Genomic DNA, 13,993 nt, shown 5'->3' on the forward strand with positions numbered 1-13,993 from the left:
TATGGAAATTAGCTGCTGTATAAAGGAAATCTTCAACCAGTAGGAAGGGACTCTTTCACCCCTTTTTCTCCAACTCCCATCTTCCAATTTTGAAGTAAAAGTCTTACAGCAACTTATATCTTGAATGAAAATCACTAACGCCAACTTATAGGTATTAACCGGAAAAGGGTGTCTAAAAATGATTTACATCATTATGTTTTCTTTACTTATTCTTCATATTATTATCCAAAAACGACTAATTAGGAGCTTGAACATGAACGCAAACGATGATGATGAATCAAAAGAGAAATACGTAAATAATATTCATCGATACGGTGAAAAAACGCTTAACTTTTTAATTCTGATCATCATTACAATAACCATCATCGATTATCACGAATTTAGAGTATTTATCTTTATAAGTATGGCTATCCTTTTCGCTTTTCGCACCTATATAGAATGGAAGCATATAAAGGGAAGCCTGCAATACCTGCTTAGCGCTACATCTATTGGATTATGCATTATTGGTGCCGTCGTTTACAGCATACTGGATCATATAATTTAAGAAGGCTACCGTTTTCTTGTGCTATCATTCTTTAGAAAAAATTGGTTTATCCCCAATTCTTAAGACGGAGGAACGCCGTCGTTTTGCTTAAACTATGAACTCTAAAATCTTTATACTTTGCATAAGTACTATTACATCAGCACTTTTATGAAAAGTGCTGGCTTGCTGCGTTTAAGATAACATAAATAAAGTGAATAAACTTTCCATTTCAGTTAGACAAAATAGCAAAAATTCTATATAATGGAATCAACAAATTACGGAAAGGGTGACCCAATTACATGAAGTATTAATCCTATTTACTGAAAAATTGTTCAACATGCAGCATTTTCAACAGAAGTCTGTTCAATTTGTATGCATTTCAAGCCTTTCAGAATAGGATGATACGCTTTGTAATTGGCATAAAATTTTTCACATTGCTTTTTATATGTAGATATTACCAGCTTACATATACAGGCTTGTGTTTATTTATCACTGTCTTTACATTCGTCTTCTGTTCTGAAAAGTTCAGGAGGCTTTTTTTGTGCTATGAAAGTAGGTTTATTCTATAAACAAGACGAGAAGCTACCATTTTCGATCGGTGGAAACCTTATAGCATGTTAGAAAAGCATGGCTAGCGATAAGTCTTTATGACGATAGAACGCCATCATTTCGCTTATGCTACAATCCCTAACATCTCTACTTTCCTATCGTGCAAAAAAACCTCCTGTTTCCGCTAATTATTCGGTTTACATGAACCTATCTACACAGGAGGCGATCCTATGCATTTACTATTGGATGCAAAAAAGATTTCATACTATATTAAAGATCGTAAATTACTATCCATAGAAGCATTACGTGTGCATCGAGGAGATCGAATTGGTTTAGTTGGTAAAAACGGTTGTGGAAAGACAACGCTATTAAAAATACTTGCAGAAACAATGACGGCTGAAACGAGCAATCTTTCTCTGTACGGTTCGATTGATTTAGTACCACAATTAAAAGAAACGAAAGAAACAAAAAGTGGCGGTGAAATAACGCAAGCATATATAAGCAAAGCACTAGCAAGAAAAGCAGACATTTTACTTGCTGATGAGCCAACAGCAAATTTAGACACCTCCCATATGGAAGCGTTAGAAGCCAACTTACAAAACTGGCCCGGTGCCTTCATTATCGTTTCTCATGATCGGGAATTTTTAGATGCCATATGTACGAACATTTGGGAGCTAGAAGATGGCATTCTTACAACATACAAAGGCAACTATTCTGATTATCAACAACAAAAAGAATTACAAATACAACAGCAAGAACAAGCGTATGATACCTATATAAAAAAGAAATCACAACTAGAAGAAGCACTCGCTTTAAAAGAAAAAAAGGCACAGCGGGCAACAAAAAAACCAAAGCAAACGAGCAACTCAGAAGCGAAAATTACAGGAGCAAAGCCTTATTTCGCCAATAAACAAAAAAAATTACGCAAAAACGCTAAAGCAATAGAAACACGCATTGAAAAACTAGAAAAAGTAGAAAAAGCTCGGGAAGTTCCCCCTCTTAAAATGGAGTTGCCAAATGAAAAAACAATCTTAGGGAGAAATCTTTTACGAGTTGAAGATGTAACAGGAGAAGTACATCAACGTTTATTATGGAATAAAGTTAGCTTCCAAATAAAAGGTGGCGATAAGGTAGCGATCATTGGAGCTAACGGAAGTGGGAAAACAACACTGATAAAAAAGTTACTCCTACCAACAGAGCAAGTCCACCATTCTCCAGCTATGAAAATCGGTTACTTTAGTCAAAATTTAGATGTACTTGATACGAACAAATCTATTTTACAAAATGTACGTGAGACCTCCCATCAAAACGAGACTTTAATCCGTACAGTATTAGGAAGGCTTCATTTTTATCGCGATGATGTCCATAAACAAGTAGCTGTCCTTAGTGGAGGTGAACGAGTCAAGGTTGCTTTTGCTAAATTATTTGTAAGCAATATTAACACCATTATTCTTGACGAACCGACTAATTTTCTTGATATTGAAGCTGTGGAAGCTTTAGAATCGCTGTTAGCAGAATATCAAGGCACTGTCATATTCGTCTCCCATGACCGAAGATTCATTCAGACCGTCGCAACTACAATCTTCGCTTTCGAAGATCAGACCATAAAGATTTTCGCAGGCACTTATGAAGCGTATAAGCAAGCATCCTCACAACAAAAAGAAGACGCAAGCGAGCAGGAACGAATGGTTATTGAAACAAAAATGACCGAGATACTAGGAAAATTAAGCATAGAGCCTTCAGACGAATTGGAGCAAGAATTTCAAGAACTTGTCGCGAGAAAAAATGAATTAGAAGCAAAGAAAAAACGTTAATTGGCTATGGAACACTGGACGGAGATATTGCTTGAATAAGCAATATCTCTCTTACATAAACTAAATTTACACAACAAGCTTTGATTATATTGTACGAATCGTATTAGTCAAAAAATTTTCTTCGTTTATGTTTTCACTTGCTCCACAACAAAAATTGACATAAAATTAAATATCATTTTAACATTTAACCTTCATCGATTATGTTTCATCTCACTTTACCTGTTTAAAATTTCTAATCAGGAATTTAGCACGTCTTCTGAACCATACAACGATAATCGATATGCTTTGACACGTGTTGGCAAATCTTTTATATTTAATTAAGAATATATGAATTAATATATTTCGTAAGATAAGGAGAATGAACAACTATGAAAGAAAATCTATCGTTAAAAGCTTTTGTCGTATTAATTAAAGCGTCAAAAGCGTTACAAGACTATGTTATGGAAGATATGAAGAATTATGGCATGAAGACTTCTGAATTCACTATTCTTGAAACGCTTTATCATAAAGGAAAACAAACCGTTCGGGAAATATCTGAAAGTGTACTGATTAAAACTGGCTCCATTACGTATGTTATTGATAAATTGGAAGAAAAAGGATTACTCCAAAGAAAACATTCCCAAGAAGATAGACGTGTCGTTTATATTGATATTACAGATAAAGGAAAGCAACTGATGGATGAAATTTTTCCAAAGCATCAGCAAGTCATTGAAGAACTCTTTATGGATGTAAGTGATGAACAAAAAAAAGTTGTTATCGACGTATTAAAAAAAGCTGGAAAGCGTTTATAAGGAGAGATTAAAGATGAAACATATTTTTCAAGAAGGAAACGATCCTACAAAACCTACATTATTATTGTTGCACGGTACTGGTGGTACAGAACAGGATCTGCTTCCATTAGCTGAAAGAATAGATGAAGGGGCAAATGTCTTAAGTGTAAGGGGAAATATTCTTGAAAATGGCATGCCTCGCTTTTTCAAGCGTTTAGCCGAAGGAATTTTCGATGAAGAAGACCTTATTTTTCGAACCAAGGAATTAAATACCTTTTTAGATGAAGCGGCGGAAACATATACCTTTCATAGAGATAACATCATTGCTATCGGATACTCCAACGGCGCAAATATCGCAGCAAACTTACTTTTTCATTATCAACATGCACTTCGTGGTGCAATACTCCATCATCCTATGGTACCACGTCGGGGTATAGCTTTACCAAATTTAGCTCATAAACATGTGTTTATCGCTGCAGGAATAAATGACCCTATTTGTCCACCACAAGAATCAAAAGACTTAACAAAAATATTAAAGGATGCTGGCGCAAATGTCCATTTGCATTGGGAAAATCAAGGTCACCAATTAACATTACAAGAAGTAGAATCCGCAGCACAGTGGTACCAACATTTATAAGCTTTTTTACACTTACGTTTATTTGAATAGCCGACGATAAATGTAAAAGCGCGTGTTTCTTGCTCACTTCTGCGCGTGACTTGCTGAATCCACGCTCGTACCGCTAATGTCTGGGCGCAACTTTCTTGATATACCTCTCTCCTTTTTCCATTCCAAAGGCAAAATTTTTCGCAAGCGTGCGCCCGCTATCACTTCACGCGATGGGCGGGCGAATTTTTGCATGGAGGGAGAGATTTTCTTGGATTGACGAGCGACTTAGAAACGCTTCCTGCCTTTGTTTAATTTCTTACTATGATATACACCGTATAAACGATATAGCCTATAACTAATACAAGGCCTTCACGTTTATCGATGCGAAAGTTTGTGCGAGAAAAAATAAGTAGTAGCACGGTGATAGCAATCATTATCAAAATGTCGATAGTAATTTTCCCGCTGACTTCTAAAGGAGAAATAACTGCAGAAGTTCCAAGAACGAATAAAATGTTAAAAATATTGCTTCCAACAATATTTCCTAAAGCTATTTCACTTTCCTTTTTTAAAGCCGCTGTAATGGAGGTTACTAGTTCTGGTAGGGAGGTTCCAATCGCTATGATGGTTAAACCGACAAGAGCTTCACTCATTCCCCATGAGTAAGCAATGTCCTTTCCATTTTCCACAACCATCTGACCACCGAGGACAATGCCTAAAAGCCCAAGAATGGTAATTGTAATGTTTTTTCCCCATTTAACGTCTTGAACAGCATTAACTTCACTTCCATTTTCACGACTCTTTAACGCTACTTCAATGACATAGAACATGAATACAGATAAAAACAATAGAAATATAAGCCCGTCACTTCGAGATATTGTATTTAGATTCAGGCCTTGCAATACTTTATCATTAATTAATATTAATAAAGCAACACTTGCAAGCAAAGTAAAAGGAATTTCTTTTCGAATTGTTTCATTCTCTACTTTAATTGGAAACAATACCGCTGCGATTCCAACCACAAGTGTTATATTAAAAATGTTGCTCCCAATAACATTCCCCATCGATACGTCTGCTGTCCCTTGTAATGAAGCAATAATACTTACCGTTGCCTCTGGAGAGCTTGTACCAAATGCAACAATAGTTAAACCAATTAATATTGGTGGAACTCTTAGTAGTCTGGCAATATTTGACGAACCATCTACAAAAAAATCAGCACCTTTTATTAATAAAACAAATCCAACAATCAATAGAACATACGCCATAAATGTGATCTTCCTTTTCTGTCAATTAGTATGTCTTTCTGTTAAGGGGTAGTGATCAATTTCACAACCATCTTTTGATCTAAGTAGCTGTACAATGTAACGTATTGATGTACTATATGTAGCATTTCACAGCTTATAAAATAATTACATTACCGTTTATACTCTTATTCTCCACATTTTAATAACCACTACACATTTTAACGTATATGTAGCAAAAACGTTATTAGAAAGACTTGGCGATAAAACGCCATTGTTTTGCTTATACTATAAACCATAGAAATTCCATACTTTCTAATAGCACCTAAAAAACAAGCAAAGATTGCTTTGCTTGTTCTACAATAAATCTCTAATTACTAGTCGCTTGTCCCTCACTGATTGTTTAAATTTAATTTAATCCTCTCCAACACCTATTCTCTACAGCAACTTATATTCAGGATAGATAAATTTCATTTCCAGACGGGTCGTCTACGTATACACCATCCCCATCCTTTGCTCGAATAGCATGCCATCCCCTTTTCTTTAACTGATCATGAATTATATCTATTGCTTGCGTTTTCGGAAATGCAATAGAAAAATACTTTAGACCAGCACTATATTTTTCTGGTGGAAGGGCTTTTTCTCCATTCCAAACATTAATAGCAATATGGTGATGATAGTCACCAGTCGATAAAAATAATGCTCCTGGATAATGGGCTACTTCCGTAAAACCTAATATTTTTACATAAAACGCTTTCGCTTGTTCCAAATTGTTTACATGTAAGTGTATATGTCCTATCAGACTTTCCTTCGGTGCACCTCTCCATTTACCAGATGGTTCCGCCAACAATCCAGCTGTATCTAACTGATGCGTTGTCATCATTACTTGATCATCATCCCACTTCCACCTACTTGATGGGCGATCACGATACACTTCTATTCCATTTCCATCTGGGTCCGTTAAATAAATCGCTTCACTAACGTGATGGTCTGAGGCCCCAAAAGGAATTTGTTCCTCTAAACAAAACTGTAAGAATGATGCCAAATCACTTCTATTTGGAAGCAATATAGCAAAATGATACAGCCCTGTTCTCCCCTGTTGTTTCGATAAAACAGATTCTGGCTGTTCCAAAGTTAATATCGGAGTAGCACCATTTGCTGACAGTACAGCTTGGTGTTGAGATTTCTCTAATAAAGAAAAACCGAACAAATATTGATAATATGCAAGTGAATGCTTTAAATTTGTCACGTAAATCGAAACTTCGTTTACATGAGCCACCGAATGATCAAAAAACTTCGTCTCCATTACTGCACCCCTTTTAGTTACTTTTTTAAATAAAGTTATTTATAGTAAGTAATTGTATAGGCAAAATGTTTTCTTGTCAATCTTATTCGTGTAGAATTGACATGCACTTCCTAAAAGCACATCCAATTGGGAATAGCTTTGGGTTCAAAAAGCTCCTTCTAAAATCACCATAACAAATTAAAAAAAAAATTGAAGAACTTGAAAAACGATTATTATACCAATTCTGTTATAAACACAAAATCATTAGAAGAACTAGAGTTAATCCCAAATCTATCATGAAACATAAAAGCTGTAATTATTTGTATGTTAAAACAACTTGGCTAACCGCCAAACCTTGTAAAGGAAGTGGTCGTTTTTCTTATACTATAAACTTAAAAAATTTATACTTTCTGGCAAAAAACCGCTTGCAAGAACTTTTCATAGTAAATGTTAGCTCCCCATTACGAGCTATGGCAATTCATGATACGATAGTCACGCTTTCATTATGTTCGTTTTCTTTCGTGTAAAATGAGGAATATATAATAAAAGCATTCATTTCTTACTTCCAATTAAAAAGGAGGATGTTTCATTGATTATTCGCAAGCAACAAAATAGCTTTATCTTCATAGAGCAAGATCAACATGCTCGCATATCTGAAAGTATGATTAGACATTGGAACAAAGCATATTTACCGCAATCTCCATACCACGATTCTGCCATTTATGCCATCCAACAACATGATGTTGGATGGAGACCATTTGATGAAGAACCATTTTGGAATGACCAATCGCAAGCACCTCACAATTTCACAGATTTTCCAACACCAGCTAAGACCGTGTTATATACTGCTGGAATCGAAAAAGTCGCTTCTGCAGATTTGTATGCAGGTTTGTTATGCAGCTTACACTATACGCGTTTTCTTGAAAAAGATACTTCTTACTATAGTAAACAATTTGTTAATCAAGAAAGAAGCAGACAACAACGAATAATAAATATCCTGAAACAGTTTGATAAAGAAGTATTAGCTATCCATCTTGGTTTATTGCAGCTTTGTGATAATCTTTCTTTATTTATTTGCCTCAATGAACCAGGAGAAAACACGCACCCTTTCTTTAAAAAAGGTATTCCCTTATCGGCTAAATTGAAAGGTTTTACAAACCAACTACTAGAAGCGACGTGGCAAGATAAACAGACAATTCAACTATCACAACTGCCATTTTCATCAGCAACAGCATTCACTTACCCGTATAAGCAGGTAACAAAAACGTCCATTTTAAAGCAAGGATTGATTCCAGCATATCAACAAGCACCTATAGAAGAAGTAGCTATTACTTTTGTGCAAGGATAAAGTGATCTCACACCTAAACGTATAGGCTAAAAGATCTTGGCTTCTGAAGGAAGGGATTTACTTGCTGTTATCTCCCACTTAAGCTTACCCATTCACATTTGCCATTGTGAAAGTGTAAGTCGTACAATTCTTTCTATCTGCATTCAAATTGCTGCAACACAACCATGAGAACCCACACTCAGCATTTTTTAGCCAAAATGGTCTCATGCTTGTAGTTGTTCTCGTATCACAACTGCATTCCGATGAAGTTTTCCATTCTCCTATGAATGTGACTTAAGTTAGTCGAATCAATATAATGATTTTAAGAGGCACTTACCTCACTTTGTTGTTGTGCCTCAAAGCTTTTATACTACGCCCTAACCTTCCTCCCCTTCCCTTACATGCGTCAAAAAGTTATCCGCTTCATTTGTGACAAATAATTTTCGTGTAGGCAACGGTATTAGAAGAAGATAAAATTAACACAAGCTACAACCACGGTGCTGGATGTACGTTTGCTGCTGCTATCACTGCCAACCTAGCACATGGTCGTACTGTAAAAGATGCTGTAAAGGGAGCAAAAAATTTCGTAACAGCAGCGATCAAGCATGGCTGGAAACTCAATGATTATGTCGGTCCAGTAAGACATGGCGCTTATAATAAGTATACGAAATAAATATTGTAAAATCTTTGACTTTCCTATAGTGCAAAAAAATCCAGGGGGCAGATTCACCTGGATTTTTCTATCATTAGTAAATTAATGTGCTTCTTCACTATTTAGTATGGGAGCAGGGAGCAGAAGGTAGTTTAGGAGGTTTTACGTGGAGTGGCAGGCATGATAGCATTTTTGGCGTGAGCCAATATTCCTTTCATATTGGCGTCTTGGCTCGTCAATCATGCCCGGCTCCATGTCAAACCGACTAATTCTATCTTTTGGCTATAATACCAACATTAAATAGCGAGGAGCTATTAATGTATTCCTATTCGAACAGTCTCTTTTTCTAGTTGAACGCTTTTCATCCCAGCACGCTCTCCAAAATGAATGCCCTTTAGGAGCAGGTTCGTTTCTAATAAAGGTTGGTACATTTTCATAACGTTTTTCATTTCCTTACTAGCCGCAAACGTAATATTTACTCGTTGATCAACCGGCAAATTCAGTTCTTTGCGGTATAGTTGCACTGCTCGTATAAGCTCGCGAGCTAAACCTTCTTGTTTTAATTCCTTCGTTAATTGCGTATCTAATAGAACGGTAAACGTTGGGTTTACAGCCATTTCCAGCCCTTCTTTTGTCACCTGCTTTACTAACAGATCTTCCTCCTCAAGTTGTAACGTCTCTCCGGACGGTAACGTTAATGTTCGATCTCCTTTTACCATTTGAGTGATTTCTTCCTCTGATAAATGTTGCAACTGTTTCTGCACAATCCCTATCCGCTTCCCTAATTTCGGTCCTGCGACAGGGAAATTCAGCTTAAATTCATAACGCACGTTTTCACCCATTTCTGTTGCGACATTCACTCGCTTCACATTAATTTCGTCTTTCATAATTTCCGCATATTTATAGACATAGCTTGCGTGTGACGAATCGCTAACCACTGTTAAAGAGGCTAATGGTTGCTTTGTCTTTATTTTAGATACGTTACGAGCCTGTCGTGCAAGTTCTACAACTTGGACCACGCCACTCATTTCCTCTTCTAATTGAACATTAATCGCCGCATTGTCATCGTTAGGAAAATCAACGAGGTGCACACTCTCACCTGTTAACTTTACATGAATATCCTCGGTAACAAACGGAATAAACGGTGCAAGCAACTTACTCGTTGTTATCAATACTTCTCTTAACGTATGATAAGCAGCCAATTTTGTACTCCCCATTCCCTCACCCCAAAAACGGTCACGAGAACGACGAATATACCAATTACTTACTTGATCTACAAATTCCGCTAAAACCTTCGCGGCAGATGTAAACTCATAGGCATCCAAATAGTAATTCACCTGATTAACAACTGTCTGCTGACGAGATAAAACCCATTTATCCAACAATGTTTGCTCCCCTTTATCATGCTGATGAGGATCAAATTGATCAATAGCCGTATACATTGCATAAAATGCGTACACATTTTGTAACGTATCGACCACTTTTGATTTGGCTTGAGCAACTAAATTTGCTGAAAAACGTTTATTGTTCCACGGTGCACTATCTGCTAATAAAGCCCAACGAAGCGCATCCGCCCCATACGTTTCCACCAGTTGCATCGGATCAATCACATTGCCTTTACTTTTCGACATTTTTTTACCATCTTCATCTAAGATATGTCCTAAAGATAACACTCGTTTATAAGAAGGTTTGCCGACGAATAAGGAAGCAACCGTTAATAAGCTGTAAAACCACCCTCTAGTTTGATCCACACCTTCAGCAATTATATCTGCTGGGAATTGTTTTTCAAATAACTCTTTGTTTGCAAATGGATAATGATATTGCGCAAACGGCATCGAGCCACTATCAAACCAGACATCAATTACTTCTTTTGTACGGTACATATCACTATGGCAGTGCGGGCAACAGAGCACGATCTTGTCTACGTATGGTTTATGCAACTCCAACGATTCAGGAATTGTATCTTTGGCATATGCTTTTAGCTCTTGGATACTATTCGGAACAACTTGATGCTCACAGTCTTGACATATCCACACATTTAATGGTGTTCCCCAGTAACGGTTTCTTCCTAAATTCCAATCCACCATATTTTCCAAAAAATTTCCAAAGCGACCGTGCTTCATATGCTCTGGATGCCATTCGATCTGTTCGTTATTTTGTAAAATCGTATCTTTTATAGCTGTCGTTCGGATAAACCAACCTTCCATAGCGTAATAAAGAAGCGGCGAATCACAACGCCAGCAGTGTGGGTAGCTATGCTCATATTTTTCCTTTGCAAACAACAAGTCTTTTTCCGCCAACATTTTAATAATCGCTACATCGCTTTGCTTCGCTAATTGCCCTTTTAAAGGAAGCATATTTTCCTTATATCTACCTGTCTCATCAACGACATGAATAAAATCAAGATTATTTTCTTCCACCGCATGATAGTCATCTTCTCCATACGCAGGAGCGATATGAACAATACCTGTACCGCTATCGTTTGTAACAAATTGAGCACCAATGACTTGGTACCCACGCTTTACTTTAGACATTGGAAAAGGAGGTTGATAGGAAAGTCCAACAAACTCTTTTCCTTTATGCCAGCTTAACACGTCAGCTTCTTTACATATTGCTTGTAAACGATCAGCTGCTACAATAAACACTTGCTGATTTTGCTGAACTTTAGCATAGTCCATGTCAGGGTGTACAGCAAGAGCAATATTTCCTGGCAACGTCCATGGTGTTGTCGTCCATCCTAAAAAGAATGTATTCGCTACATCTTTTAGTGGAAATTTCACTGTTACGGATAAATCTTTAACATTTTTATATCCTTGTGCGACTTCATGAGAGCTTAGCGAGGTTTGACAGCTTGGGCAATAAGGCGTTACACGATGCCCTTTATCCAATAATCCTTTTTTATGAATGGTAGCTAAAATATACCAAACACTTTCAATATAATTATTTTCGAGTGTCACGTACGGTTCATCCATATCTACCCAGTACCCAATTGCCTCTGTAAATTTCCGCCATTGTTTTTCATAATCAAAGACACTATCTTTACAGGCTTCAATAAATTCTTCTACACCATACGCTTCGATTTCTTGTTTACCGGAAATACCTAGTTTTTTCTCCACACCTAATTCAACGGGTAAGCCATGTGTGTCCCAACCCGCTTTTCTTAACACTTGAAAACCTTGCATTGTTTTATATCGCGCAACAAAATCTTTGATTACGCGACCAAGCACATGCCCAGCATGTGGTAAACCATTCGCTGTAGGTGGCCCCTCGTAAAATACAAACGTTTCTTTCCCTTCCCGTTGTGTGATGGATTTTGCAAATATATCCTGCTGCTGCCACCACTTCTTAACCCGATTTTCCCTTTCAACTACCGTTTCTTCTACATGATGATGATCCAACCCAATTCACTCCTAACTTTTTTATCATTATTAAAACGTTTCTCCACAAAGGCTTCCATTAGCTTATTGCATGGTAGACTAAAAAATACGATTATACACAGTATCGCATGAAAAACCTTGGCTTATTTACACAGCTTTATGGCGAATGCACCAATTTCTTATAAGATAACCTATCCCCTTTATGCTTATATAGTACAAAAAAGCCCGCCCCTAATTATTATTAGGGACGAGCTTAAACTCGCGTTACCACCCTGGTTCCAGAGTTATGTGAACCATACTCTCCAGCACTCATCAACGTACATCTCATACGCGCCTCTAGTATAACGGTGAGGATTCCGGAAAAGCTTACTGACAAGCTCAGCTTTTCTTCTCGGAGAGGATCTTCAACATAAGTGGAACATTGGCTTACAGCAAAAATGCCAACTCTCTAGAGAACCACCATTACGTTTACTCATTCTCGTCAACGAATGTAGTCGTTTGTTTCATTACTATAAACCTATACGAAAGCGTCATTGCTGTCAAGTTGAATAAAGAATTACAGTAAAATTTCTATGCCTGAAGCGAGTTTTGCTTATATGGTACCCCCTATAAATTTTTAGAGGAAGTGAATTTATTTTTAAATTTTCAATTAAAATGGTTGATTTTCTCCAAAAAATATTATATGTTTCATATATGCAACTTTATTAGTTCTAGGTAAATTTTATTCCTTTGGTTATTTTTTTTACCTGAAGGAATAAAGATGGCAGTACAGGTAATTCAACATGCCCTCCCGGGGTGGTAGCCGGGAGGGCGCTCCTTCTTAACGTACACGATTTTTTATACTATAGATGAGCGAATTTACAACGACGAACTGGAGCGATTTCTATGCGGGATGAGCGAATTTACGAAGAACAGGAGCGTAAAAGTATAAAAGTTTAAAGGTTTATAGTATAAGAAAAACTACGCCATTCACCATAAGACTTGGCGACAAGCCAAGTCTTTCTAATAGATGGGAATTTCGATATCAAACCCACTGAAATTAATCAAACAAATGTAGCATAGGTGCTGTTCTCTTCCACTTCTACGGTTCTAAGGTTGAAGCGAGCGTTTTCCAGTACCTTATCTATACGATAAAACCTAGGAATGGAGGATAACAAATTGTTCAAACTCATGCGGAAATCCTTACAATGGAGCCTTAGAATTAGTTTATTAACATTTGGAATGGCTTTTGTGTTTGCATGTATATCTACATTATTTCAGGAAGGTGCGGGTTTACTTTTAAGTTTGTTTATTGTATTTGTCTTTATACTAATCGGTATTACCGGAGATACGATTGGACTTGCTGCAGCTACGTCAAACGAGAAACACTTTCATGCTATGGCAGCTAAGAAAATAAAAGGGGCAAAAGAAGCAGCTTTTATTGCTAAAAAAGCTCCACTATTTTCCAGTTTATTTAATGATGTAATTGGGGACATCGCAGGTATTGTTAGTGGTGCAGCTTCTACAGCTGTTGTATTTCAACTCGCTAAATTGATTCGTACTTCAGAAGGATCCATCACTTTCATATTTGTTTCTGTTATTTTAACAAGTATCATTGCAGCACTTACAGTCGGTGGAAAAGCAATTTGTAAAACGATTGCTATCTATCATTCAACAACGATTATTCTATTTACTGGAAGAATTATCTACTACACAAAAGCTATCGTACATATTTTTTCCATACATCACCTATACAGATTAAGGAATAAACACTAGAAATAGCAAATCTGTAATAAAAAAACATGTATCAAGTTTTTCTCTACATCGTTATAACCCAAATATTTCATAACTCTATTGATGTACATTTTATGT

At 36.7% G+C, this 13,993-nt stretch carries 9 protein-coding genes, 1 pseudogene and 1 other annotated feature; of the genes and pseudogenes, 7 read left to right on the forward strand and 3 right to left on the reverse strand.

Annotated features, from left to right (window positions below; translation table 11 throughout):
* Window positions 1–193: 193 nt before the first annotated feature.
* From HLX49_RS01685 to HLX49_RS01700, 4 genes are all read left to right on the forward strand, one after another.
* Window positions 194–544, forward strand: coding sequence for a DUF4181 domain-containing protein (locus tag HLX49_RS01685; protein ID WP_296360656.1), 351 nt, complete (start codon window positions 194–196; stop codon window positions 542–544).
* A gap of 758 nt (window positions 545–1,302) precedes the next feature.
* Window positions 1,303–2,886, forward strand: a complete 1,584-nt coding sequence (locus HLX49_RS01690) for a Vga family ABC-F type ribosomal protection protein (RefSeq protein WP_101932757.1) — start codon at window positions 1,303–1,305, stop codon at window positions 2,884–2,886.
* A gap of 368 nt (window positions 2,887–3,254) precedes the next feature.
* Window positions 3,255–3,677 (forward strand): MarR family winged helix-turn-helix transcriptional regulator, encoded by a 423-nt coding sequence (locus tag HLX49_RS01695; RefSeq protein ID WP_073009747.1) that lies wholly within the window; start codon window positions 3,255–3,257, stop codon window positions 3,675–3,677.
* Window positions 3,678–3,690: 13 nt separating this feature from the next.
* On the forward strand, window positions 3,691–4,293 hold the full coding sequence (locus HLX49_RS01700; RefSeq protein ID WP_077706280.1) for an alpha/beta hydrolase: 603 nt from the start codon (window positions 3,691–3,693) through the stop codon (window positions 4,291–4,293).
* Between the two features lie 278 nt (window positions 4,294–4,571).
* Here the strand turns inward: HLX49_RS01700 and HLX49_RS01705 are convergent, their stop codons facing one another.
* Both HLX49_RS01705 and HLX49_RS01710 read right to left on the reverse strand, forming a co-directional pair.
* Window positions 4,572–5,525, reverse strand: coding sequence for a calcium/sodium antiporter (locus HLX49_RS01705; RefSeq protein WP_077706281.1), 954 nt, complete (start codon window positions 5,523–5,525; stop codon window positions 4,572–4,574).
* A 430-nt stretch (window positions 5,526–5,955) separates the two neighbouring features.
* Window positions 5,956–6,807 carry a VOC family protein gene (locus tag HLX49_RS01710; RefSeq protein WP_101932758.1) on the reverse strand — a complete coding sequence of 284 codons (852 nt, stop codon included), beginning with the start codon at window positions 6,805–6,807 and terminating at the stop codon, window positions 5,956–5,958.
* Between the two features lie 568 nt (window positions 6,808–7,375).
* Between HLX49_RS01710 and HLX49_RS01715 the strand changes: the two genes are divergently transcribed.
* Window positions 7,376–8,134 carry a DUF3891 family protein gene (locus tag HLX49_RS01715; RefSeq protein WP_164085335.1) on the forward strand — a complete coding sequence of 253 codons (759 nt, stop codon included), beginning with the start codon at window positions 7,376–7,378 and terminating at the stop codon, window positions 8,132–8,134.
* A 436-nt stretch (window positions 8,135–8,570) separates the two neighbouring features.
* Window positions 8,571–8,786 (forward strand): annotated as a pseudogene (locus tag HLX49_RS01720) (bifunctional hydroxymethylpyrimidine kinase/phosphomethylpyrimidine kinase); the annotation flags it as partial.
* Window positions 8,787–9,079: 293 nt separating this feature from the next.
* Here the strand turns inward: HLX49_RS01720 and ileS are convergent.
* On the reverse strand, window positions 9,080–12,163 hold the full coding sequence (gene ileS / locus HLX49_RS01725; protein ID WP_296360646.1) for an isoleucine--tRNA ligase: 3,084 nt from the start codon (window positions 12,161–12,163) through the stop codon (window positions 9,080–9,082).
* Window positions 12,164–12,382: 219 nt separating this feature from the next.
* Window positions 12,383–12,636, reverse strand: a binding site (T-box leader).
* A 676-nt stretch (window positions 12,637–13,312) separates the two neighbouring features.
* On the opposite strand from ileS, the gene HLX49_RS01730 reads away from it, so the two are divergent.
* On the forward strand, window positions 13,313–13,897 hold the full coding sequence (locus HLX49_RS01730) for a hypothetical protein (protein ID WP_296360647.1): 585 nt from the start codon (window positions 13,313–13,315) through the stop codon (window positions 13,895–13,897).
* Window positions 13,898–13,993: the final 96 nt, after the last annotated feature.

It is taken from the genome of Virgibacillus sp. (assembly GCF_013393565.1).
GTDB classification, from domain to species: Bacteria; Bacillota; Bacilli; order Bacillales; family Amphibacillaceae; genus Virgibacillus; species Virgibacillus dokdonensis.